This window comes from Streptomyces cinnabarinus (genome assembly GCF_027270315.1).
Classification (GTDB): domain Bacteria; phylum Actinomycetota; class Actinomycetes; order Streptomycetales; family Streptomycetaceae; genus Streptomyces; species Streptomyces cinnabarinus.
In genome coordinates this window covers 6,717,539-6,742,316 of record NZ_CP114413.1, presented here as the reverse complement: position 1 = coordinate 6,742,316, position 24,778 = coordinate 6,717,539, and the positions used below count along the sequence as shown (strand labels likewise).

Below are 24,778 nucleotides of genomic sequence, written 5' to 3'. Positions count from 1 at the left end.
CCGTGGGCACCCCCCGAGAGAGAGGTAGAGGCTCGGTGACTGCAGCTCCTCACCCCAGCATCCATCCACCGGCGACGGCCTCGGAGGCCTCCTCGCGGACCGAGCGGCTGTCCCGTGTGGTCATCCGGTTCGCGGGCGACTCCGGGGACGGCATGCAGCTGACGGGTGACCGGTTCACGTCGGAGACGGCGTCGTTCGGCAACGACTTGTCGACGCTGCCGAACTTCCCCGCCGAGATCCGCGCACCCGCCGGCACCCTGGGCGGTGTCTCCTCCTTCCAGTTGCACTTCGCGGACCACGACATCCTCACGCCCGGCGACGCCGTGGACGTGCTGGTGGCGATGAACCCGGCGGCACTGAAGACCAATCTGGCCGATCTGCGCGCGGGCGGTGAACTCCTCGTCAACAGCGACGAGTTCGACTCCCGGGCACTGACCAAGGCCGGGTACGAGCGCTCCCCGCTGGACGACGACTCCCTCCAGGGGTACCGGCTGCACCCGGTGCCGCTGACCAGCCTCACCGTCGAGGCACTGAAGGAGTTCGGGCTGAGCCGCAAGGAGGCCCAGCGCGCGAAGAACATGTTCGCGCTCGGCCTGCTGTCGTGGATGTACCACCGGCCCACCGAGGGCACGGAGAGGTTCCTGAAGTCGAAGTTCGCCAAGAAGCCCCAGATCGCCGCGGCCAACATCGCCGCGTTCAAGGCCGGCTGGAACTTCGGCGAGACGACGGAGGACTTCGCGGTCTCCTACGAGATCGCCCCGGCGGCGGACGCCTTCCCGTCCGGCACCTACCGCAACATCTCCGGCAACCTCGCCCTGTCCTACGGTCTGCTCACCGCGGCCCGGCAGGCGGATCTGCCGCTGTTCCTCGGCTCGTACCCGATCACCCCGGCCTCCGACATCCTGCACGAGCTGTCGAAGCACAAGAACTTCGGTGTGCGGACGTTCCAGGCGGAGGACGAGATCGCGGCGGCGGGCGCGGCGCTCGGCGCGGCCTTCGGCGGTTCCCTCGCGGTGACCTCCAACTCCGGTCCCGGGATGGCGCTCAAGAGCGAGACCATCGGTCTGGCCGTGGCCCTCGAACTGCCGATGATCATCGTCGACATCCAGCGCGGCGGCCCGTCGACCGGCCTGCCGACCAAGACCGAGCAGGCCGACCTGCTCCAGACGATGTACGGCCGTAACGGCGAGGCCCCGGTGCCGATCGTCGCCCCCAGCACTCCGGCGGACTGCTTCGACGCGGCGCTGGAGGCGGTGCGGATCGCGCTGACCTACCGCACCCCGGTCTATCTGCTCTCCGACGGCTACCTCGCCAACGGGACCGAGCCGTGGCGGATCCCCGAGCTGCACGAACTCCCCGACCTGCGGGTGAATTTCGCCGACGGGCCCAACCACACGCTGGAGGACGGCACCGAGGTCTTCTGGCCGTACAAGCGCGACCCGCTCACCCTGGCCCGCCCGTGGGCGATCCCCGGTACGCCGGGCCTTGAGCACCGCGTCGGCGGCATCGAGAAGCAGGACGGCACGGGCAACATCTCCTACGACCCGGCCAACCACGACTTCATGGTCCGCACCCGGCAGGCGAAGGTCGACGGGGTCTGGGTGCCGGACGTGGAGGTCGACGACCCGCACGGCGCGAACACCCTTGTCCTGGGCTGGGGTTCGACCTACGGCCCGGTCACCGCGGCCGTGCGCCGGCTGCGCACCGCCGGGGAGCCGATCGCGCAGGCGCATCTGCGCCATCTCAGCCCCTTCCCGCGCAACCTCGGCGAGGCCCTCGGGCGGTACGAGCGGGTCGTGGTGCCCGAGATGAACCTCGGCCAGCTCGCGTCCCTGCTGCGCGCCCGCTACCTCGTCGACGTACGAAGCCACACCCAGGTGAGCGGCATGCCCTTCAAGGCCGAGCAGCTCGCCGCGGTGCTGAAGGAGGAGATCCATGCGGCTTGAACTGACGGCCCGTGACTTCAAGTCCGACCAGGAGGTGCGCTGGTGCCCGGGCTGCGGTGACTACGCGATCCTCTCGGCCGTCCAGGGCTTCATGCCCGAGGTCGGGGTGGCGCGGGAGAACATCGTGTTCATCTCCGGGATCGGCTGCTCCTCCCGGTTCCCGTACTACATGAACACCTACGGGATGCACTCCATCCACGGCCGCGCCCCGGCGATCGCCACCGGGCTGGCCGTGAGCCGGCCCGACCTGAGCGTCTGGGTGGTGACCGGTGACGGCGACGCGCTGTCGATCGGCGGCAACCACCTCATCCACGCCCTGCGCCGCAATGTGAACCTCAAGATCCTGCTGTTCAACAACCGGATCTACGGCCTCACCAAGGGCCAGTACAGCCCCACTTCGGAGCTCGGCAAGATTACGAAGTCGACGCCGATGGGTTCGCTGGACGCACCGTTCAACCCGGTGTCGCTGGCGGTCGGCGCGGAGGCGTCCTTCGTGGCCCGGACCGTCGACTCCGACCGCAAGCACCTCACCGAGGTCCTGCGCGCCGCGCACCGGCACCCGGGCACGGCACTGGTGGAGATCTACCAGAACTGCAACATCTTCAACGACGGTGCCTTCGAGGTCCTCAAGGACAAGCAGCAGGCGCAGGAGTCGGTGATCCGGCTGGAACACGGCCGGCCGATCCGCTTCGGGACGGACGGCGCCAAGGGCGTCGTCCGCGACCAGGCCACCGGCGAGCTCCACGTGGTGGACGTCACCCAGGAGAACGAGCACCGCGTCCTCATCCATGACGCACACGCCGACTCCCCCGCAACGGCCTTCGCCCTGTCCCGGCTCGCCGATCCGCAGACCCTGCACCACACGCCGATCGGTGTCTTCCGGGACATCGAACGGCCCGTCTACGACACGACGATGGCCGACCAGTTGGAGGCCGCCGTCCAGCAGAACGGCAAGGGCGACCTCGCGGCAGTCCTCGCCGGCAGCGACACCTGGAGCCGCTGATCCGCTCCGTCTCAGCACCAGCTTTCGTAAGGAGACCCAGTGACCACTGTTGCTGCCGCAAACTCCGAATGGTTGACCACAACCGTGATCGGCGGCATCGCGCTGACACTGTTCGTGGGTGTGCTGTTCGCCGCGGCCGCCCGCCGGATCCGCCAGCCCGCAGTCGTCGGTGAGATCGCCGCGGGCATCTGCCTGGGCCCCAGCCTGCTCGGGCTGTTCCCCGGCGATCTGCCGGAGAAGTTCTTCCCGGCCGAGGCACGCGCCCATCTGGGCATGGTGGCCCAGGTCGGTCTCATCCTCTTCATGTTCGTCATCGGCTGGGAGTTCGACGCCACCAGCTTCAGCGGACGCCGGAAGTCCACCGGCATCATCTGGCTGAGCTCGATCGCCTGCCCGCTCGCCCTGGGCATGGGCCTCGCCGCGCTGATCTACGGCACCTACGGGACCGTGAACGGCAAGGAGGTCGGGACGTTCGAGTTCACCCTCTATCTCGGCGTGGCCATGTCGATCACGGCGTTCCCGGTGCTGGCCCGCATCGTCGCCGACCAGGGGCTCCAGTTCAGCCGCGCCGGGGCGCTCTCCTTGGCCCTGGCGGCCGCCGACGACGTCCTGGCCTGGTGCATGCTCGCCCTGGTCGTGGCGCTGGTGACGGCCAGCGGTACGGGCGCGTTCATCACCATGCTCCTGTGGTCGCTGGTGTACGTCGCCGGCATGCTCTGGGTCGTCAAGCCGGTCCTGCACAAGCTCACCGACCGGATGGCCGGCTCGGCCCTCCAGTACGTCATGGTGATCGCCGCCTGCGGTGCCTTCGGCTCGGCCTGGATCACCTCCGAGATCGGCATCCACGCCATCTTCGGCGCGTTCTTCTTCGGTCTGGTCATGCCGCGTGACCGCAGGCTGATGCAGTCGGCGTTCGGCCCGACGGAGAAGGCCAGCAAGCTGCTGCTGCCCCTGTTCTTCGTGGTGACCGGTCTGTCCGTCGACCTCACCACGATCACCGGCAACGGTCTGCTGGTGATGCTGGCCGTCATCGTCGTGGCCTGCCTCGGCAAGCTCGGCGGCGTGGCGATCCCGGCCAAGCTGACCGGGATGAACTGGCGCGACGCCACCGTGCTCGGACTGCTGATGAACACCCGCGGTCTGACCGAGCTGGTGATCCTCAACGTCGGTCTGCAACTGGGCCTGCTCACCGTCGAGTTGTTCAGCGCCATGGTCATCATGGCCCTCGTCACGACGGCGATGGCGGCGCCCCTGCTGACCATGCTGCTGGCCAAGGAGAACGAGCGCGCCCACGAGGAGCTGCTGCAGTCCCAGCCCGTCATCCGCATCACCACGTCGTCCCCAAAGTGACGGAAAGGCAGGCACCCACCATGGACTTCGCCTGGTCCGAGGAACAGCGAGAGGCGTACGACCGCACCCTGGCCGCCGTGCGCGAGGCTTTCCCCCCGAGTGACGGCACGGCCGAGTACTACGACCGCGGTGACTTCAAACAGCTCGGCACGCTCGGCCTGCTGGGCCTGTCCGTGCCGGCCGAGTACGGCGGCGGCGGGCTCGGCGCCCTGGACACCGCACGGCAGGTGGAGGCCCTCGGGCGCGGCTGCGACCGCACCGGGCTGGTCTTCGGCGCCTCGGCACATCTGTTCGCCTGCGCCATGCCGATCGTCGACTTCGGCAGCCCGGCCCTGAAGTCCCGGGTGCTGCCCGGGATGTGCTCGGGCGAGCTGATCGCGGGCAACGCGATGACCGAGGACGAGGCGGGTTCGGACGTCTCCAGGCTGGCCACGGTCGCCGAGCGCACCGACGGCGGCTGGATCCTCAACGGCGAGAAGAGCTTCGTCACCAACGGGCCGGCCGCGGACGTCTTCACGACGTACGCGACCACCGATCCCAAGGCGGGCTATCTGGGCGTCACCGGGTTCGTGGTGGAGCGTGGCGCGCCCGGTCTGACGATCGGGGAGCCCTTCGAGAAGATGGGCATGGCCCATGTCCCGGCCGGGCGGCTGAAGTTCGAGAACTGCTTCGTGCCGGACGAGCAGATCCTCGGCGCCGAGGGCCAGGGCGGCTTCATCTTCCAGCACTCGATGGGCTGGGAGCGGTGCTGTCTGTTCGCCGGGTTCCTCGGCCTCGCCGACCATCTGCTGGACCGGTCCGTGGAACAGGCCCGCACCCGTAAGCAGTCGGGGCGCCGGATCTCCCGCTTCCAGGCCGTGTCCCACCGGATCGCGGACATGAAGCTGCGCACGGAGAGCGCCCGGCTGCTGCTGTACCGGGCGGCCTGGGAGATGGACCGGGGCGGCCCGGCCACCCTGTGGATCGCGCTGTCCAAGCTGGCCGTCTCGGAGGGCGTGATCTCCACCGCGCTGGACGCGATCCGGCTCTTCGGCGGGCGCGGCTACCAGCGCTCCGAGGGCATCGAGGCCGCCCTGCGGGACGCGGTGCCCTCCGTCATCTTCTCCGGCACATCGGACATCCAGCGCGACATCATCTCCAGGGAGCTGGGACTATGAGCACCAACGTCAGCCTGCACCGCCTGCTGTACGACTCCGCCCGGCGCTATCCGTACTCGGTGGCGGTGCACGGGGCGGACGGCCCCATCGACTACCGCAAGCTCGACCGCCTCGCGGACCGGTACGCCGCGGCCCTGCTGGAGAGCGGGGTGGGGGTCGGCGACCGGGTCATCATCTGGAGCCACAAGAGCGTCGACGCCATCGCCGTGATGCAGGCGGCGCTGCGGATCGGCGCCATATACGTGCCGGTCACCGGCTCCAATCCGCCCGCCCGGGTGGCCCGGATCGCCGCCGGCTGCGAGCCGCGGCTGGTCGTGGCCGACGCGGGCGGTGTGGAGCGGGCCAAGGCGGCGGAGTTCGACGCGGCGCCGCTGGCCGGTTTCGCGGAGCTGCTCGGCCGGGCCGAGGACGGCGCGCGCCCGACGCACTTCAAGAACGAGCCGGACGATCCGGCGTACATCCTCTACACCTCGGGTTCCACCGGTGAGCCCAAGGGCGTGATGATCAGCCACCGCAACGCGCTGGCGTTCGTGGACTGGGCGGTCGAGGAGCTGGAGCTGACGGTCTCCGACCGGCTCTCCAACCACGCGCCGTTCAACTTCGACCTCTCCGTCTTCGACCTGTACGGCGCCTTCGCCTCCGGCGCCTCGGTGCATCTGGTCCCCGAGGAACTCGCTTACGCGCCCCTTCAGTTGGCGGAGTTCATGCGGCAGCGCCTGATCACCGTCTGGTACTCGGTGCCGTCCGCGATCAGCCTGATGATGCGGGAGGGCGGCCTGCTGGAGGGTCCCCCGCCGTCGAGCCTGCGGGTCTGTCTCTTCGCCGGCGAGCCGTTCGCCATCCACCACGTCCAGGAGCTGCGCAAGGCCTGGCCCGGGGTGCGGCTGCTGAACTGGTACGGCCCGACCGAGACCAATGTCTGCACCTCCTACGAGGTCACCGAGGCCGACCTGGAGCGGGAGACCCCGCTGCCGATCGGCACGGCCTGCTCCGGTGACACCGTCACGCTGGACGGGCCGGAGGGCGGTGAGGGCGAGGTCGTCGTCACCGGCCCGACGGTGATGCTGGGCTACTGGGGGCGCGGCCCCCACGAGGGCCCGTACCGCACCGGCGACATCGCGCGCCTGGACGCGGACGGGAACCTGGAGTACGTCGGACGCCGCGACCACATGGTGAAGGTCCGCGGCAACCGGATCGAGCTGGGCGAGATCGAGGCGGCCATCGGCACCCTCGAGTCCGTCGCCGAGGTGACGGTTCTGGTGATCGGCACCGGCCTCACGTCCCAACTGCACGCCGTCGTCGTCCCCTCGCCGGGGCAGCGGCCCTCCCTGCTCGCCATCAAACGCCGTTGTGCGGAAAGGTTGCCCACCTATATGAACATCGACCGTTTGCACATCGCCGAGGACCTGCCCAGGACCCCGAACGGCAAGCTGCACCGGGCCGCGCTGGTCACGGCCGTAGAGGCGGGTGAGCTGTGATGCAGACCGCCATGCCCACGATGGCCTCGTCCGTCGACATCCAGCTGTTCCGTACCGTGATGGCCTCGCTGGCCAGCGGGGTCTCCATCGTGACCACGCTGGACAAGGAGGACGAGCCGCGCGGTCTGACGTGTTCCGCGGTGTGCAGTGTCTCCGTGGACCCGCCGCTGCTGCTGGCCAGCGTCAGCAACCGCAGCGGGACGCTCCGCGCGGTCCTGGACCGGGCCCAGTTCTCGGTCAACATCCTCGGCTCGCAGGGCCAGATGGCGTCCCAGCTGTTCGCCTCGGGCGCCACCGACAAGTTCGAGCGGGTCCGCTGGACCCCGGGTCCGGCGACCGGGACCCCGCTGCTGGCGGTCACGGTCGGCCACGCGGAGTGCGAGCTGCACGACGCGGTGGAGGCCGGCGACCACACCCTGCTCATCGGCCGGGTGGTGGGCGGCGGCACCGCGGACGAGCGGTTCCCGCTGACCTACTGGCGCGGCGGCTACGCCCGTCTGCTGCCGTAGCCGACGGTCTGAACCCGGCGTTGGGCCACAGCGGCCCGCGCCGGGTTCTTTCGTGGCTGGAGCGGCGCCCGGACAACGACAGGTGCCGCCGTCCTCCTCGCGGAGGACGGCGGCACCTGTCGTGCGCTACGCGCCTAACGGGACGTCGCCGAGGTGACCGAGGTGACGTTGTCCCGGGTCAGCAGGCGGCGGAAGTCCGCGGGGGCCGCGGTCTTGACCCACCAGAGCATCTTCAGACGCTTGGGGATGGTGAAGTGGTAGACCCGGGCGTCCGGGTCGCCGAAGGCGTACAGCGGCGGGATGAACTTCTCGCGGCGCAGCTCCGAGAAGATCATGTCCGCCGCCGGACCGGCGGCCAGCTCGCCCGCACCGACCCGCTCGATGGACCGGAGCGAGCGGTCGATGACGCCCCGCAGGCCCTCCGGGACGTGGAACCAGATGCCGCCGAGCTCGAAGCGTTCGACCGGCGTCCAGTCCCGCCCCGCGCTGGACTCGCAGTCCAGGCGGGCCCGCTTCAGCGAGAGGTCCGCGAGGATCTGCCAGAGCAGCCAGACCCGGGAGAAGGCGTTGTAGAGCGCGAACTCCTTGGCGGCGATACGGGCGCAGCGCAGCCAGCGGTCGTTGAAGGCGTTCAGGTCGTCCTGGAAGGCCGCCACCCGGGCGAACGGCGCCGTGGCGAAGTCGTCGCGGCGCACGGCCGGGATGAGCGCGCCGGCCAGCGCGTGCACGATCTCGGTGGCCATGGTGACGTCACGGGAGAGGAACAGGTCGTTGCGGGCCGCCGTCCGCTCCAGTGCGAACCAGCGGTCCCCGTAGGTCCGGGAGGCGGTGCGCTGCCACAGCGGCGCGTTGGTCCAGGGCCGGACGGCGGTCGCCGAGGCGAACTGCTTCTCCAGGTCGGGGAACTGCTCGACGACCGTGCGGAACGCTTTCTCGGGGTCGTCCGGAAGGTGGTCCCAGCGGTCGGGGTCGAGGCTGAGGGTGACTCCGGTGGCGGGGTTGCCGCCGCCGGCGTGGTTGTCGAAGCGGACGAGCTGGACCCAGCCGCCGTCGAAGAGGTGGTGGACGGTGCCCTCGGACCAGGCGGTGGCCTTCGGGTAGTCCGCGGGCGGCCGCACCTCCTCGAACGGGGTCACCCCGGTCATGTGGGTGGCGATGACCCGGGAGCGCAGCCCGAGCCGCGGCTCGGCGTCGTCGCCGCCGTTCCGCGCCACCAGGAAGGAGTCGGGGCCGCTGACGTCGACCAGGTAACGGGCCTTCCAGACATGCCCGTCGGTGGTCTCGATCCGCGCCCCGTCCTCCTCGGTCCAAGCGTCGGTCGCGTGCACCCCGTGCGGCAGTATCGCGGCGCCGTAGCGGTGGGCGATGCGCTGGGTGTACGCGTCGACGGTGCGCCGCTCCAGATGCCATTCGGCGTGCTCGCCGGGCACGTTGAACTGGATGGACTCCTCGGGGCTCTGCGACCGGCCGGGCCGGTGGTAGAGGAAGCCGAGGCTCTTCTTGACGCCGCTGTCCCGCCGTACGTCCGCCGGCAGGTCCGGGAACAGGCCGAAGGCGGCGATCTCCGGGATGTCGAAGCGCTTGGCCAGCAGCAGGAACACCTCGGCCGTGTAGGGCACGGTGGTCTCGCCCGACGGCTCGCTGCGGTCCTCGGCGCCGGGCACCACGAGCACCCGTACACCCTGCCGGGCCAGGACGGCGGCGAGCAGGCCGCCGGCCATGGTGCCACCGAGCACGGCGACGTCGTACCTCTCCCGGAAATCCGCGGGAGGAGCCGCGCGGTCGCCGGCGGGGGCGGTTCGGTTGATCTTCATGGGTTCAACTCCCCTCGGTTCACTCCCTGGACGCGCGTGGGCGCCGGCCCCACCGGGGCCGGCGCCGATCGCGTCATCAGAAGATGCGCTTGCCGCGCAGCTTCGCCTTCACGGCCTCCCGCCCGTTGCCCGTCATCATCCGCTTGACCACCGGGTCGGCGTCGTTGCGCAGCCAACGGGCGGTCTTCAGGATGGTCTTGGGTCCGGGGATCATGAAGCGCAGATTCCGCTCCGAGAAGCCGAAGTTCTTCGGCACGAAGTTCACGGTCTCGAGCTGCTCGTAGATCGTGTCCGCCGCGTCGCGCGCGGTGGTCGTTCCGGCCTCGTAGTCGAGGACCTGCCCGATCATGAGGTCGTACAGCTCCTTGAAGCCGTCGTGGTCGGGCCAGTACAGACCGAGGTGCGGGGCCTTCTCCAGGTCCTTGAAGTGCTGCTCGTTGCCGTCCTTGAAGTACTTGAACAGGCCCTCGGAGAGCCGGTAGGTGCCCGCGTTGGCGCCCCAGGCCCACATCCGGTAGACGGCCGTCCACAGGTCGTAGTCGCTCCAGGAGATGAAGGAGGCGTTGACCAGCGAGTCGTTGTAGTCGAACAGGCCCTGCTGCATCGTGTCGACGTACTCGAAGCGCTCGCGGGAGAAGTCGCCGTCCTTGACGGCCTCCAGCAGCCGCCAGGTGAGGCTGTTGATGGCCTCGGCGGTGTTGGACAGACCGCGGGAGTACAGCGGGTCCAGGAAGCCGGCCGCGTGCGAGAGCAGGAACCAGCGGTCACCGGCGCACTGGCGCGAGGAGTACTGGAGCCGGTCGGTGGAGACCCAGTTGCGCACCCCGCGGGCGCCCTCGTACTGGCGCGCGATGTCCGGGAAGCGCGAGGCGTAGGAGTAGAACTCCTCCTCGGGCGTCATGTCCGCGGACTTGGGGTACTTGCGCGGGTCGAGGGTGAGGCCGACGCTGCACAGCGGGTTGCGGGACCACTCGTGGTTGTCGAAGCCGATCACCCAGAACCAGCCGCGCTCGAACATGTGGTGCACCGTGCCCTGGTACCAGGGCGAGGGCGGGGTGTCCGCGGCGCTGCGGTGGGTGAACAGGTCGTCCGTCTTGCGGACGTTGGTCATGTGGTTCCACATGGACCGGGAGTGGTGCAGGAACCGGCAGGGGTCCTCGCGCAGCTTGAACTTGTCCGCGAGCGGCGAGCGGTAGCCGCTGGCGTCGACGACGTACTTGGCGCGGTACTGCTCGCCCTCGGCGGTGCTCAGGGTGACCCCGCTGTCGTCGAAGTCGACGTCGGCGACCCGGAAGTTCTGCCGGGATTCGGCGCCGTACTTCAGGGCCACGTGGAACATGTACGCGTCGGTGTCCTGCCGGTACAGGTGGCTCGCCTCGTGCAGCAGACCCGGGGTGCCGAACTGGTTGACCTCCTGCGGGTCCTGGTCCTGGCCCTCGTGGTGCAGCAGGAAGCTGAAGTGCTTCTTCACACCGAACTTGGGGCCGAGCACCTTGGTGCTGTTCGTGAAGGTCGCCAGCGTCTTGATCTCCGGCACGTCGTAGCGCTCGGCGATGGTGCGCAGGCACACCAGCGTGTACGGGATGGTCGACTCGCCGATCGCGAAGCGCGGGTGGGCCGAGGCGTCCAGGAGCAGGACCTTGACGCCGTTGCGGGCCAGTACGGCGGCGAGCATGGAACCGGCGATGCCGGACCCCAGGATCGCCACGTCGTACACCGGCGCCGGGCCGGTGACCAGGGCGGGGCTGTCGGACACGGGGAACTCCTCAGGCTTGTCGGGCTGCTGGTCTCGGGGATCCTGTTCGGGGTGCGGTCACTCGGGCTCGGGCACCCGGAAGGCCCGTCCGATCACCGGCCAGCCCGCGGCCATGTGCTTGAGTTCCTCCGCGAGTTGGAACTCGCTGCGGTCGAAGCGCTTCTTCATGAAGAGCGTGAGCCCTTCCCAGGTCAGGTCGCCGATCTCCTTGGGAGCCTTGGTCCGCGACCAGCGCAGCGTCTTCGCCAGCTTGATCGGGTTCACCTCGGTCCAGTGGACGTCGGGGTCGTCCAGGCCGAACACCGGCGGGATGAAGTCGGCCTTGCCGAGCAGCTTCATGATGTGGTCGGAGGCCTCGCGGTCCTCGCGGCGGCCGTGCTGGACGTCCTGGATCGTCTCGCTCATGGCCTTGAGCAGCTCACGGGCGGGCGCGTACTCCGGGATGGCCCCGTTGGGCGCCTGGCGCTCCAGACGGTCCAGGACCTTCGGGTCGTGGTTCTCCAGGAAGCGGGCGTAGGCGCGGTTGATCTCGAAGGTGGCGAGCGCCTGGCTGAGCACCCAGGACCGGTAGTAGGCGTTCCACAGGAACCAGCTCTTGGTGCCGGTGTAGGCGTTGGCGACCAGGTCGTCGTTGAAGTCGAGCAGGCCCTGCTCCAGCTCCTGGACGTACTCGAACCGCTCGACGGCGAAGTCGTCGTCCTTGATGGCGTCCAGCAGGCGCCAGGTCAGGGCGTGGATGATCTCCATGGTGTTGGACAGGCCGCGGGAGAACAGCGCGTCCACGAAGCCGGCGGCGTGCGAGGTCAGGCACCAGCGGTAGCCGACCGTCTGCTTGGAGGAGTACTGGAGCCGCTCGGTGCGCACCCAGTCGCGGACCGTGATGGACCCCTCGAACTGCGGTGCGATGTCGGGGTACTTGGCGATGAAGTTGCGGAACTCCTCCTCGGGGGAGCAGTCCGGCGTGGGGTGGATCCGCGGGTCGAGGTTGAGGCCCACGCTGCACAGCGGGTTGGTGGCGCGCGGGTGGTTGTCGAAGGGGATGACCCACATCCAGCCGCCCTCGAACATGTGGTGCAGGGTGCCCTGGCTCCACGGGCTCGGGTTCTTGTGGCTGCCCTTGGGGACGGTGTCCTCGTACGGCTTCACATTGATCATGTGGGTGAACAGCGAGCGCGACTGGTGGCGCAGCCGGCTCGGCTCCTCGCGCAGGCCGAACTTCTCGGCCAGCGGGGAGCGGTGACCGCTCGCGTCCACCACGAACTTCGCCCGCACCGGATCGCCCTGGACCGGTATGACGGTGACACCGTCGTCGTCGAACTCGGCGTCGACGATCTTCGTCTGCTGGCGGACGTCGGCGCCGTACTTGATGGCCACGGCCAGCATCCAGGCGTCGACGTCCTGGCGGAAGAAGTGGTTCTCGGTGTGGGTGATCTTCGGGATCGGGAACATGCTGGTTTCCAGCGGGTTCTGGCGGGCGCCCTCACGGTGGTAGAGGAAGCCGAAGTTGCGCTTCACACCACAGTTGGTGGAGATCTTCGACTGCACGGACTCGAAGGTCGTCAGCCACTTGATCTCGGGCACGTCGTACCGCTCGCTGACCAGCCGCATCAGCATCGAGGTGTACGGGATGGTGGACTCACCGATGGCGAAACGGGGGTGCGTTCCCGCGTCGAGGACGAGCACCTTCGCGCCGTTGCGGGCGAGGCAGGCGGCCAGCGTGGTGCCCGCCAGACCCGACCCCAGGATGGCCACGTCGTACTGCGGCGACGTAGGGTGCTTCGAGCGAGTCGGCATGAGCCTCTCCTTGGTCGATCCCGGCATCCGTTTCGGCCAAGCTAGGACCACTGACTCAAGCCCCACTCAGCCACCGCTCAGGGCCGCGCCGCACCGGGATACAGCCGTACCGGTGGTGTGCCACCGCCACAGGCCGGGCGGCGGCACACCGCACGGTTCAGCTCTGGACCCAGCGCCGGCAGGCGAGAGCCAGTTCCTGCCGTGCGCGGGCGCGCGGGCCCGCCCAGGCGCAGTAGCCGTCCGGGCGGATCAGCACGACCTCCGGTTTGTTCCAGGGCCCGGAGTCCGCGACGATCCGGCCGCCGATCCGGACGAGGCGGCCGTCCCCCTCCGCTACCGCCGGCAGCAGCGGGGCGCCGTCCTCCCGGTCGATGAGCACGAACCCGCCGTGGCGCAGCGCCTCGTGGATGCGGACGGGAGCGCCGTGCCCGGCGACCCTGAGGTCGGGGACCCGGGTGCCGGTGAGGGGTGAGGCGCCGACGGCCGAGGCCATCGTCGGGTAGCGGGTGGCGATGCCCGACAGATGGCCGACCGCGGTCCGGTGGGTCGCGGGGATCCGGCTGGCCACGGACATCACGGTCCTGCGGGCGATCCGCGCGGGCAGCCGGTCGGACGTCATCATGCGGGTGGCGATGTCCGTCACCTTGATGACGCCCTGGGAGACCCGGCGCCGTTCCAGCTCGAAGGTGTCGAGCAGGTCGTCCGAGGCCCGTCCGCCCACCACGGCGCCCAGCTTCCAGCCGAGGTTCATGGCGTCCTGGATGCCGAGGTTGAGCCCCTGTCCGCCGAGCGGGGAGTGCACATGGGCGGCGTCGCCGGCGATGAGCATGCGCCCCTGGCGGTAGAACGACGCCTGCCGCTCCTGGATGTGGAAGCGCGAGGTCCACAGCGGCTCGCTGGGCCGCATGTTCCTGCCGAACAGCTTGGCCAGGGTCCGCTCGACCTCGTCGAGCGTGACCGGCTCGTCCGACCAGGGCTTGTCCCGGTCGATCACGCCCATGCGGTACCAGCCGTTGCCGAAGTCGGTCGCCACCACCAGCCCGGCCCGGCCGACGCGGATCAGCAGCTGGTCGTCGAGCGGGGTACCGAGCCGCACATCGGCGACGATGATCGTGTACGGGTAGGTCGCGCCGGTGAACTCGGCGCCCATGGCCTCCCGCACCCGGCTGCGCGAGCCGTCGCAGCCGACCAGCCAGGAGGCGCTCTCCTCCCACACCTTGCCGTTCTGCTCCAGCGTGCAGTGGACCACGGGACCGTTCTGCCGGCAGCCGGTGAGGGCGACGCCCCGGTCCACGGCCACGCCGAGGTCGGTGGCGCGCTTCTCCAGGATCTCCTCGGTCTCCCCCTGCGGAATGATCGTCAACTGGCCGTAGTCGGTGGCCAGTCGGCTCATGTCGAACAGGGAGTGGCCGAGTGACACCCGGACCTGCGGGATCGGGTTGGCGCGGGCCAGCACCTCCTCGGCGAGCCCGCGCATGTTGAGGACCTCCATGGTCCGGCCGTGCAGTCCCAGTGCCCGGGACTCCCTGGTGCGGTCCTCGCGACGTTCGACGACCCGGCAGCGCACACCCGCCATGGCGAGTTCGCCTGCCAGCATCAGCCCCGTGGGACCGGCACCGGCGATGATCACGTCGTATGCGACGGTCTTCGTGCTCAAGACGATGCCCTCTCTCCGCTCGTGTGACGAATCGTCAGCTGACGTTTGTGGCGCGGTGCTTGATGATCCGGCCGACAACGGGCCAGTACGCGGCCATGTGCTTCAGCTCCTCGGTGACCTTGAACTCCTCCTGGTCGAACCGCTTGCGCAGGAACAGCGTGAGTCCGTCGTAGACCAGGTCACCGATCCCGTCCGGGGCCTCCTTCTTCGCCCAGCGCAGGGTCTGCAGGACCTTGAGCGTCGAGGCGTCCGTCCAGTGGTTGTCGGGCTCGGAGAGACCGAAGGCGGGCGGTACGAAGTCGACGGCGCGCAGCTGCGCGAGGATCTCGTCCGCGGCCGCCCTCGGGTCGGCCGCGCCCTTCTGGACTTCCTGCACCAGGGTGCTGACGTTCTTCAGCAGCTGGCGGACCGGGGCGTAGTCGGGGATCGCGCCGTCCGGGGCCTGGCGTTCGAGGCGTTCCAGGCCGGCCGGGTCACGGTTGTCCAGGAAGGTGGCGTAGGCGCGGTTGATCTCGAACGTGGCGAGGATCTGGCCGAGCGACCACACCCTGAACCAGGCGTTCCACAGGAACCAACTGCCGAACGACGTGTAGGCGTTGGCGACGAGGTCGTCGTTGAAGTCGAGCAGGCCCTGCTCCAGCTCCTGGACGTAGGAGAACCGCTCCTCGGCGAAGTCGTCCGCCTTGATGGCGTCCAGCAGCCGCCAGCCGAGGGCGTGGATGATCTCCATGGTGTTGGACAGGCCGCGGGAGAACAGCGCGTCCACGAAGCCGGCCGCGTGCGAGGTCAGGCACCAGCGGTAGCCGACCGTCTGCTTGGAGGAGTACTGGAGCCGGCCGGTGCGCACCCAGTCCCGGGTGGCGACCGCGCCCTCGAACTGCGGGGCGATGTCGGGGTACTTGGCGACGAAGCGGCGGAACTCCTCCTCGGGGGTGCAGTCCGGCTGCGGGTGGATCCGCGGGTCGAGGTTGAGGCCGACGCTGCACAGGGTGCTGGTGGCCAGCGGGTGGTTGTCGAAGGGGATGACCCACATCCAGCCGCCCTCGAAGAGGTGGTGCAGGGTGCCCTCGCTCCAGGGGCTGGGGTTGTGGTGCGTGCCCTTGGGGACGGTGTCCTCGTACGGCTTCACCCCGATCATGTGGGTGAACAGGGAGCGCGAGTGGTGGCGCAGCCGACTGGGCTCCTCGCGCAGGCCGAACTTCTGCGCCAGCGGGGAGCGGTGGCCGCTGGCGTCCACGATGAACTTCACCCGCACCGGGTCGCCCTGGTCCGGGATGACGGTGACGCCGTCGTCGTCGATGTCGACGTCGACGACCTTCGTCTGCTGGCGCACCTCGGCGCCGTACTTGAGGGCGACGTTGAGCATCCAGGCGTCGGTGTCCTGGCGGAAGAAGTGGTTCTCGGTGTGGGTGATCTTCGGGATCGGGAACATGCTGGTTTCCCGCGGGTTCTGGTGCGCGCCCTCGCGGTGGTAGAGGAAGCCGAAGTTGCGCTTCACACCGCAGTTGGTGGAGATCTTCGACTGCACCGCCTCGAAGGTGGTCAGCCACTTGATCTCCGGCACCCCGTACCGCTCGCTGACCAGCCGCATCATCATCGAGGTGTACGGGATCGTCGACTCGCCGATGGCGAACCGGGGGTGCGTTCCCGCGTCGAGGACGAGCACCTTCGCGCCGCCGTTGGCGAGACAGGCGGCCAGCGTGGTGCCGGCCAGGCCGGACCCGAGGATGGCCACGTCGTACTGCGGCGACCTGGGACTCTTCGGACTGAGGCGGTCAGGGGACATGAGCCGCTCCTTGGTCGTTTTCAGCCGTCTGGCTAATGGATCCGGCCAAGGTAGAAGCACCCCCTCAAAGGCAACTCCTATTCCGGTCATCTTAGGGGTTAATGCAGGCCAATACATTTATCGTTCAATCCGCTCACATTCACCTATTTCCGGCCAGCGGTCGACCCCTCGGACAAGGTGCGCGCACAGCAGAACGGCCGGCCTCCCCCGAGGGGGAGACCGGCCGTCCAGGCCGTACGGGAACCGTCAGCCCATGTGAGCCACCGGAGCACTGCTCTCACCGGGCCGCGGCTTGGGCGTGTTCATCATCGCCGCGATGGCCACGGCACCACAGGCCATGATCACACCGGCCCAGGTGAACGCGGTCGTGAACCCTTCGGTCATCGCATCGTGGACGACCGCGGGATTCTTCGCCTGCGCGGCGTGATCGGCCAGGTACTCCGCCGCCGCGTCGGCGGCGAGGGTGCTGAGCAGCGCGGTACCGATCGAACCACCGATCTGCTGCGCGGTGTTGACGGTGCCGGAGGCGACGCCCGCGTGCTCGTCGGCGATCCGGTACGTCGCGTAGTTCATCGCGGTCGCGATCACCAGACCCATGCCCGCGCCCTGGACGTACAGGGCGGGCGCGACCATCGTCCAGTACGACGAGCCCGGGTCGAGCGCGGCCAGCCAGAACAGCGCGCAGGCCGCGATGACCATGCCGGGCACCACGAGCGCGCGCGGCGGGGCCTTGGGGATCAGCTTGGTGGACACACCGCCGGCGAACATGCCGACGCCGAGCGGCAGCGGCAGGAAGGCCAGACCGGTCTCCACCGGGGAGTACCCCTTGACCAGCTGGAGGTAGAAGGTCAGGAAGAACAGCGCACCGAGCATGGCGATCATCGCGACGCCCACCGCGAGGTAGGAACTGCCCCGGGTGCGGTCGGTGATCACCCCGAGCGGCAGCAGCGGATGCGAGGAACGCGCCTCCACCGCGACGAAGGCCGCCAGCAGCACGGCGCCAGTAACGAACAGGCCCACCACCAGACCGGAGCCCCAGCCCTCGGACTCGGCCTCGCTGCACGCGTACACGACCGCGACGAGACCGGTGGTGACCAGCAGCACGCCGGGGATGTCCATCCGCGCGCGCACCGCGGCACGCTGCTCCGGGCCGAGGTACAGCACGCCGAGCGCGGCGATCACGGCGATCGGCGCGTTGACGTACATGCACCAGGTCCAGTCCATGTACTCGGTGAGGAAACCACCGAGCAGCAGACCGATGACGGCACCACTGGCGACGATGCCGCCGAAGATGCTGAACGCCTTGGCGCGTTCCTTCTGGTCGGTGAAGTTCACCGAGATCAGCGACAGCGCGGTGGGGGCGAGCAGAGCGCCGAAGGCGCCCTGGAGCGCACGCGCGGTGAGCAGCATCTCGATGTTGGGGGCCGCGCCGCCCAGGCAGGAGGCGAGCGCGAAGCCGGCCAGGGCGATCAGGAAGGCCCGCTTGCGGCCGGTGTAGTCGGCGATCCGGCCACCGAGCAGCAGGAGGCTGCCGAAGGCCAGGGTGTACGAGGTGACGACCCACTGCCGGTTCTCATTGGAGAAGCCGAGGTCGGCCTGCATCTCCGGCAGCGCGATGTTCACGATCGTGATGTCGAGAACCACCATCAGCTGGGCCAGGCAGATGAAGACGAGGGCCGTCCAGCGCTTGGGGTTCGCTAACGGGGCCGCTCCGACGGCGCTACCGCCGGGGACCCGGTCCTCGGATGTGGTCATGGGGGGAGATGCCTTTCTCCGTCGTGTTCCGCGGCCCCGGAGCAGGGGCCGCAGACGTTGGCTCGGCCGGCGGGTCGGCCTCCGCAACGGGCGGGGGCGTCACCGCTACATGAATTCACCCGTTGATGGATTCATCTTGCCATGAATTATTCTCCCTGCGCGACGGTGCAGGCAAGTACCCAGTTCGGACCATCCACCCGAAGTACAGCGACAGCAGTGAACCGTCGAGCGGAGGACAAGCGATCCCCGAGCCGGTCAGGCCCTGGACGGTGTTCGTGGCGTCGTAGTCGATGGCCTCCTCGCCACCGACGACGAACTCCTCGACCACCCCCATGACGGGGTGCAGCTCGTTGTCGTTGACGGCGAAGGAGTCCTGGAGGGTCCGCCACCACTGCTCCACCGGCACCGTCCGGAACTCCCAGCCGTGCCGCTCCATGGCCAGCAGCAGCTCCTTGAAGGCCGCCTTGCGCCGGTTGACCAGGTGGTACGTCAGCCCCCACGCGTGCTCCCCGCGCGAGATCCGCACCAGGGCCGAGGTGACGTAGTCCACCGGGGTCATCTCGATCTCCAGATCGAGATCGGGGGCCATTCCCAGCTGCACACAGCCCTTGATCACCCGGGTGGTGAAGTGCGTGGTCAGACAGGCCCCGGTGCGCGAGTCGCCGAGGACACGGCCGGGCCGGTGCATGTCCACCGGGATGCCCCGCTCCTGCGCCTGGCGGACCAGCAGTTCGGCCGCCCACTTGGTCTGGACGTAACCGGTCACCAGCTTGCCCGCGCCGAGGATGTCGTCGCCCTCGGCGATCACGGTGCGGCCGTCGGCGGGGATGCCCCAGATGCCGTACGTCGACACGTACGAGACCGGGATCTGCGCCGGGCCCGCGCAGGCGAGCCGGAGGATCTCCTCGGTGCCGCCCACGTTGGCGGGGCGCAACTGCTCGTAGGTGTAGGAGAAGTTGACCCAGGCGCCGTTGTGGTAGATCGCGTCCAGGGTGCCCGCGAGCCGGGTGAAGTCCTCGTCCGTCAGGCCCAGTCGGGGCTTGCCCAGGTCGCCGGGGACCACCGTGATGCGGTCGTCGGCGCCCTCCCGCCAGGTCAGGTACTGCTCCAGGTTCTGCCGGACCCGGGCCAGGCCCGACTCCGGTGTGTCGCAGCGGACCAGGCAGTGGACGGTGGCGTCGGTGGTGGCCAGCAGCTCGTCGAGGAGGTACGCCCCGAGGAAGCCGGTGGCACCGGTGAGCAGGACGTTCGCGGGGTTCGTGTAGCCCTCGCCGACCGGTCCGGCCGGCACGATCGCCGGGTCGAGGTTGACGTCGGCGGCGATCAGCGCCGGTTCCGTCCAGTCCGCGGCCGGCGCCGGCGCGGCCTCGCCGTCACCGCCGAGCTCGGTGTCGAGCAGCCGCACCCAGTCCTCCAGCGTGGTCCGCTCGAAGAACTGGCTCGGCCGCACGCTGATGCCCAGATCGCCCTTGCAGCGCTTGACGACCTCCATGACCATCAGCGAGTCCAGGCCGTGCGACATCACGTCGGCCTCCGGGAGCACCGACTCCGGCGGCACCGCCAGCACCTCGCCGAGCACCTGCTGGAGGTAGCCGGTCAGCACGGTCGCCCGGCCCGCGGTGTCGGCGCCCTCCAGGGCCTGGAGCACCGCCGTGGACGTACCCGATCCGATGCCCTCGTCGATCTCGACGGTGCGCAGCACCGGACGGTCGGCGCGGGCCTCCATCACCGGCTTGTACACCGACCAGTCGGCGGCGCACACCACGGCCTGCGGCGCCTCCCCGGCCAGCAGCGCGTCCAGCAGCCGCAGACACTGCGGTGCCGAGAGCATGCGCAGACCGGTGGAGGTCAGGAACTCCACGACGTCGGCGCCGAACAGATTGGACGTCAGCTCCCACGGTCCCCAGCTCACGGTGAGCGCGGTCAGACCCTGGGCCTGCCGGTACTCGGCGAGCGCGTCGAGGAAGGAGTTGGCGGCGGCGTAGCTGGTGACGTGCTGCGAGCCCCAGGTCGCGGCGATCGAGGAGAAGCCGAGGAAGAAGTCCAGCTCCAGGCCCTCGGTCAGCTGGTGCAGCAGCCAGCCGCCGACCACCTTGGGCCGCCACACGGCGTCGTAGTCGCTCGGGTCCGACACCGGGATGTCCCGCAGGAACTGCGGGACCGAGGTGCCGGCCGCGTGGACCACACCGCGCAGCGGCATCAGGCCGGTCGCCAGGCCCTGGATCACCGGCAGCATGTCCTCGATGTCGTTGACGTCGGCCGCGACCACGTCGACCAGGACCCCGGTCTCCTCCAGCCCGGAGACGAAGTCGACGCGTTCGCGGACCGAGCCGGTGAGCGTGGGGTCGTTCCACTGCTGCCGGGGCGGCAGCGGGGTGCGGCCGAGCAGGACGAGCTTGCCCGCGCCGTTGTCGGCGAGCTTGCGGGCGAGGGCCTGGCCGATGCCGCCGAACGCGCCGGTGATCAGATAGGCGCCCTGGCGGTCGATCGTCGGCCGTCGCCGCAGTTCGTCGGCGGTGAGCGGGTACTTCACCAGCCGGGCCACCCGGCGCGAGTCGCCGCGCAGCGCCTGCTGGTCCTCGGCGGCGGTGTCGGCGAGCGCCGCGGCCAGCGCCGCGCCCTCGCCGGTCTCCCCCTCCGGGTCCGGGTCGAGGTCGATCGCGCCGGCCCAGTGCTCTGGGTGCTCCAGCGCGATCGCCCGGCCGAGGCCCCAGAGCGTCCCGGCGAAGGGCGAGGTGACGCCCTGTTCCGCCAGCGCGGGCACCGCGCCCCGGGTGACCAGGCTGAGCCCGGTCCTCGTGCAGGCAGCGCGGGCCGTCAGGCCCTGGACCAGGGCGACGGCGGCCAGTTCGGCGCGGTCCCGGAAGGCGGTCAGCGACTCCGCGTCGGCCGCGTCCGGGCGGGGCGCGTCCAGACCGGTCAGCAGCACGACCCGGTGCGGGGCGACCCCGTCGGGCAGATCGCGCAGCCAGTCGTCCAGGTCGGGGGCGCCGGACTCCTCGATCCGGCAGTGCGCGCCGAGCGCCCGCAGGGCCGTGGCCAGCCGGCGGGCGGTGCCGGTGCGGTCGGGCACCAGCAGCCAGCCCTGCCCGGACAACTCCGGTGCGGCGGCGGCCGGTTCGATCTCCTGCCACTCCAGCCGAGTGAGCAGTTCCTCCGGGTCCCGCCAGGGCGCCGGGGCCGGGGCCGAGGAGGACGCGGGCTCGGTGACGACCATCAGCTCCCGGATGCCGCCCAGGTAGGCGCCGTCCTCGGAGAACAGGTCAACGCTGCCGGAGACCGTGCCGGGCTCCTTGCCGGCCTGGGCGATGGCCCGGACGTAGCGGGCGCGGTCCAGGGACTCCATGGTGGCCTCGGTGACCCGGCCCGCGAAGCCCGCCTTGCTCAGGCCCGCGCTCCAGGAGACGGCCGCGACGGCCGCGTCGAAGACCTGCACCGCGTGGTCGGCGGTCTCCTCGCTGTCCAGGCCGAGGGCCACCAGCACGCCCTCGTCACCGCGTCGCGCGGAGACCACGGCGCCGATCAGCGCGTCCGACAACGAGGCCGTCTCGTAGTGGAGTTCGTCCTCGTACTCGTGTCCGGCGAGGGTCGGGGCGGAGTGCCGCGAGCGGGAGCTCGCCCGGCGTCGCAGCACGGCGCGGGCATGCCGGGTCCAGGGCGCTCCGGCGGCGGCCTCGGCCGGGGTCTGGCTGTGCAGGGTGACGATCGCGCAGCCGTCGTCGTCGGTGTCGACGGTGATCTGCAGGACCCGTCCGGCCCGGTCCATGGGCGGCGGCCGGAACACGTCGAGCTTCTCGACGCAGGACCACACACCGCCGAGCGCGTCCCCGGCCGCGGCCCGCGCCGCCCGGCCCAGCGAGCCGACGGGCAGGAACCGGAAGCCGTCCGCACCGGTGCGCGCGAAGCGGTCCCAGTCCGGCGCGTCGAGCTGGAGCTCATAGGTCGGTACGGCGCTGTGCAGCCGGGTCCCGGCCTGCGGCACCGGAGTGCCCGCGGCGGCGGCCCGGGGTGCCTCCCGGCGCTCCTCGTACCAGTAGCGCTCGCCGTTCCAGGGGGTGACCGGCAGGGCCACCCGGCGCGGGGCGCGTCCGGTGCCCGAGTGCACCGCCGTCCAGTCCACGGTCTCACCGCGCAGGTGCAGCAGACCCAGCGCCCGCTGGACGGCGGTGCGGTCCTCGGGTGCGCCGGCCCTCGGCTTGTACAGGGACGGCACATACAGGCAGTCGCCGTCCAGGCCGGTGCGCTCGCCGATGCCGCTGAGCACCGGGGAGGGGCCGATCTCCAGGAAGGTGCGGGCCCCTTCCGCGTGCAGCGCGGTGAGGCCGTCGTGGAAGCGGACCGTGCCGGCCGCGTGCCGCACCCAGTACTCCGGGCCGCTGTCCTCGGCGGTCCAGGCGCGCCCGGTGTGGTCGGAGATCAGCGGCAGGGTCGGCATCCGGTAGGTCAGCGACTGTACGACCTCGCGGAAGTCGGCGAGCATCGGCGCCAGCAGCGGGGAGTGGAAGGCGTGGCTGACGGTCAGCCGGGTGGTGCGCATGCCGCGCGCCTCCAGCGCCGTGCGCACCGCGTCCACATCGGCGGCGGCACCCGAGATCACCACGCTGGAGGGGCCGTTGACCCCGGCCAGCGACACCGTGTCGCGGTGTCCGGCGATGGCCGCGCGGGCCGTCGCCTCGTCGCAGTCCAGGGCGGCCATCGCGCCGCCCGCCGGGAGCGCGGCCATCAGGGCGGCGCGGGCCGCGACCAGCCGGACAGCGTCCGGCAGTTCGAAGACTCCGGCGATGCAGGCGGCGACGATGCCGCCGATGGAGTGGCCGAGCAGTCCGCTGGGCTTCAGGCCCCAGGACTGCCACATCCGGGCGAGCGCGTACTCCACCGCGAACAGCGCGGGCTGGGTGTAGCGGGTGTCATCGACCGGGGAGTCCTCGCCGGGCTCCGGCCACACCACCGACGCCAGCGGGCGGTCCAGCCGCGCGTCGAAGAGGGCCGCGACCTCGTCGAAGGGGCCGCGGAAGGCGGGCTCGTCGGCCAGTCCGCGGGCCATTCCGGCGTACTGCGAACCCTGGCCGGTGAACAGCCAGGCCGTCTTGCGGTGCTTGTGGACGGGCAGTTCGGCGGTGACGACGCCGGAGGCCCGCTCACCGCGCGCGAACGTCTCCAGCGCCTCGGCGAGTTCACCGGCGTCGGTGCCGGTGACGGCGAGCCCGTTGCGCTGCCGGGACCGGCCGACCTGGCTGGTCCAGCTGATGTCGGCGAGCGGCGCCCCCGGGTGGGCGCGCAGGTGTCCGGCGTAGCGTCCGGCCAGCGCGGCCAGGCCCTCCGCGGAGTGCGCGGACAGGGTCAGCACCTCGGGTCCGCCGTACTCGACGGCCTCGGCCCGCTCGGGTACGGCGCTGATGACGGCGTGCGCGTTGGTGCCGCTCGCGCCGAAGCTGCTGATGCCGCCGATGCGCGGCCGGTCGCCGGTGTCGCCCCAGGCGCCGCCGTCCTTGGTGACCTCGACGTTCAGCTTGCCCCAGTCGACGTTCGGGTTGGGGTCGTTGAAGTGCAGGTGCGGCGGGAGCTCGCCGTTCTGGAGGGCGAGGACCAGCTTGAGCACCCCGGCGATGCCCGCCGCCGACTCCAGGTGACCGATGTTGGTCTTGATGGAGCCGACCTTCAGCGGGCTGTCCGCCGGGCGGTTGCGCCCGATCACGGCCTGGAGGGCGCGCAGTTCGATCGGGTCGCCGAGCGCGGTGCCGGTGCCGTGCGCCTCGATGTAGTCCACGTCACCGGGGGCGATCCCGGCCTGCTCCAGGGCGCCGCGGATGACGCCCTGCTGGGCGGCCGGGTTGGGCACCGTGAGTCCGCTGCTGCGGCCGTCGTGGTTGACGGCCGAGCCGCGCACCAGGGCGAGCACCGGATCGCCGTCGCGCTGGGCGTCGGAGTAGCGCTTGAGGACGACCACACCGGCGCCCTCACCGCGCACATAGCCGTTGGCGCTCGCGTCGAAGGTCTTGCAGCGGCCGTCCGGGGAGAGCCCGCCGAACTTGCTCATCATGACGAAGCCGTACGGCGAGAGCATCAGGTTGACGCCGCCGGCGAGCGCCATGTCGCACTCGCCGGTGCGCAGGTCCTGGCAGGCCTCGTGCAGGGCGACCAGGGAGGACGAGCAGGTCGTGTCCATGACCTTGCTCGGTCCCATCAGGCCGAGAGTGTAGGAGATCCGGCCGGCGACGAAGCTCGGCTCGCCGACCAGCTGGTAGGCGTCGACGTCCCGGATGTCGCCCTCGCTCTGCCTCAGCCGGGCGTAGTCGGTGGTGGAGACGCCGAAGTAGACGCCGGTGGAGCTGCCGGTCAGCCGGTCCGGTGCGTAACCGGCCCGCTCCAGCGCCTCCCAGGCCACCTCCAGCACGATCCGCTGCTGCGGGTCCATGCCGACGGCTTCGCGCGGCGAGATCCCGAACACACCGGGCTCGAAGAGGTCCACCCGCTCGTCGAGGAAGCCGCCCTGGGTGACGTACGCCTTGCCGGGCCGGTCGGGGTCGTCGTCGAAGACCGCCTGGGCGTCACCGCGTTCCGCCGGGAACTCCCGGATGGTGTCGGTGCCGTCCACCAGCATCCGCCACAGCGAGTCGGGGCTGTCGGCACCGCCGGGCAGGCGGCAGCCGAGCCCGATGACGGCGATCGGCTCGTCCAGCGGCCGGCTGCGGTTCTTCGCCAGCTCGCCCTGGAGCCTCTCGATGGTGCGGACGGCTTCGACGAGGCGGGCCCGGTAGTCCGGGGTCGTCATG

13 protein-coding genes are annotated in these 24,778 nt (G+C 70.4%); 6 read left to right on the top strand and 7 right to left on the bottom strand.

Going from position 1 to position 24,778, the window contains the following annotated elements; translation table 11 throughout:
- Window positions 1-59: 59 nt before the first annotated feature.
- The 6 genes from STRCI_RS30575 (at window position 60) to STRCI_RS30550 (ending at window position 7,443) form a co-directional block, all read left to right on the top strand.
- Window positions 60-1,946: a 2-oxoacid:acceptor oxidoreductase subunit alpha gene (locus tag STRCI_RS30575; protein WP_269664688.1), complete on the top strand. Its 1,887-nt coding sequence runs from the start codon at window positions 60-62 to the stop codon at window positions 1,944-1,946.
- A complete protein-coding gene (locus tag STRCI_RS30570; protein WP_269662166.1) occupies window positions 1,936-2,949 on the top strand; it encodes a 2-oxoacid:ferredoxin oxidoreductase subunit beta in 1,014 nt (337 codons plus the stop codon). Before STRCI_RS30575 ends, STRCI_RS30570 begins: the two co-directional genes overlap by 11 nt.
- 72 nt (window positions 2,950-3,021) lie before the next feature.
- Window positions 3,022-4,299 (top strand): cation:proton antiporter, encoded by a 1,278-nt coding sequence (locus STRCI_RS30565; protein WP_269662165.1) that lies wholly within the window; start codon window positions 3,022-3,024, stop codon window positions 4,297-4,299.
- A gap of 20 nt (window positions 4,300-4,319) precedes the next feature.
- Window positions 4,320-5,456, top strand: coding sequence for an acyl-CoA dehydrogenase family protein (locus STRCI_RS30560; RefSeq protein ID WP_269664687.1), 1,137 nt, complete (start codon window positions 4,320-4,322; stop codon window positions 5,454-5,456).
- Window positions 5,453-6,934 carry an amino acid adenylation domain-containing protein gene (locus tag STRCI_RS30555; RefSeq protein ID WP_269662164.1) on the top strand — a complete coding sequence of 494 codons (1,482 nt, stop codon included), beginning with the start codon at window positions 5,453-5,455 and terminating at the stop codon, window positions 6,932-6,934. Before STRCI_RS30560 ends, STRCI_RS30555 begins: the two co-directional genes overlap by 4 nt.
- Window positions 6,934-7,443 (top strand): flavin reductase family protein, encoded by a 510-nt coding sequence (locus tag STRCI_RS30550; protein ID WP_269662163.1) that lies wholly within the window; start codon window positions 6,934-6,936, stop codon window positions 7,441-7,443. The genes STRCI_RS30555 and STRCI_RS30550 overlap by 1 nt, the downstream gene beginning before the upstream one ends.
- A gap of 134 nt (window positions 7,444-7,577) precedes the next feature.
- Here STRCI_RS30550 and STRCI_RS30545 read toward each other — a convergent pair whose 3' ends face one another.
- The 7 genes from STRCI_RS30545 to STRCI_RS30515 all read right to left on the bottom strand — a co-directional run bounded on the left by STRCI_RS30545 (window position 7,578) and on the right by STRCI_RS30515 (window position 24,777).
- Window positions 7,578-9,257, bottom strand: a complete 1,680-nt coding sequence (locus STRCI_RS30545) for an NAD(P)/FAD-dependent oxidoreductase (protein WP_269662162.1) — start codon at window positions 9,255-9,257, stop codon at window positions 7,578-7,580.
- A 76-nt stretch (window positions 9,258-9,333) separates the two neighbouring features.
- On the bottom strand, window positions 9,334-11,013 hold the full coding sequence (locus STRCI_RS30540; protein ID WP_269662161.1) for an NAD(P)/FAD-dependent oxidoreductase: 1,680 nt from the start codon (window positions 11,011-11,013) through the stop codon (window positions 9,334-9,336).
- A gap of 57 nt (window positions 11,014-11,070) precedes the next feature.
- Window positions 11,071-12,807, bottom strand: a complete 1,737-nt coding sequence (locus STRCI_RS30535) for an NAD(P)/FAD-dependent oxidoreductase (RefSeq protein WP_269662160.1) — start codon at window positions 12,805-12,807, stop codon at window positions 11,071-11,073.
- Between the two features lie 157 nt (window positions 12,808-12,964).
- A complete protein-coding gene (locus STRCI_RS30530) occupies window positions 12,965-14,464 on the bottom strand; it encodes an FAD-dependent monooxygenase (RefSeq protein WP_269662159.1) in 1,500 nt (499 codons plus the stop codon).
- 34 nt (window positions 14,465-14,498) lie between these two features.
- Window positions 14,499-16,250 carry an NAD(P)/FAD-dependent oxidoreductase gene (locus tag STRCI_RS30525; RefSeq protein WP_269662158.1) on the bottom strand — a complete coding sequence of 584 codons (1,752 nt, stop codon included), beginning with the start codon at window positions 16,248-16,250 and terminating at the stop codon, window positions 14,499-14,501.
- Between the two features lie 246 nt (window positions 16,251-16,496).
- Entirely contained in the window at window positions 16,497-18,005 is a 1,509-nt protein-coding gene (locus tag STRCI_RS30520; RefSeq protein WP_269662157.1) for an MFS transporter, read from the bottom strand.
- Between the two features lie 115 nt (window positions 18,006-18,120).
- Complete coding sequence (locus STRCI_RS30515) at window positions 18,121-24,777, bottom strand: type I polyketide synthase (protein WP_269662156.1); 6,657 nt, start codon at window positions 24,775-24,777, stop codon at window positions 18,121-18,123.
- Window position 24,778: the final 1 nt, after the last annotated feature.